The 254-nt window shown below is 58.3% G+C and carries 1 pseudogene; it reads right to left on the bottom strand.

Annotation, left to right across the window (positions count from 1 at the left end):
* Positions 1-254, bottom strand: a pseudogene (locus RMT89_RS44300) (potassium-transporting ATPase subunit B); the annotation flags it as partial.

Below are 254 nucleotides of genomic sequence, written 5' to 3'. Positions count from 1 at the left end.
CGATGCCTATAGCCGGCAACAAGCCGCCGATGGTCGTGGGGATCAGGCATACCAGCAACGCAATCAGCAGCACGACGTTGACTTCCACCCCGACAAAACCGCCGATGAATGGCAGGGTCACCACTACGATCAGGAAAGTCAGGGTCATCACCATCAGCAGGATGCCCAGAGCGATCTCGTTGGGTGTCTTCTGCCGATTGGCCCCTTCCACAAGCGCGATCATGCGATCCAGAAAACTGTCTCCCGGTTCGGCG

It is taken from the genome of Streptomyces sp. P17 (genome assembly GCF_032436805.1).
Taxonomy (GTDB): domain Bacteria; phylum Actinomycetota; class Actinomycetes; order Streptomycetales; family Streptomycetaceae; genus Streptomyces.
This window is presented reverse-complemented; position numbering and strand designations above follow the sequence as displayed.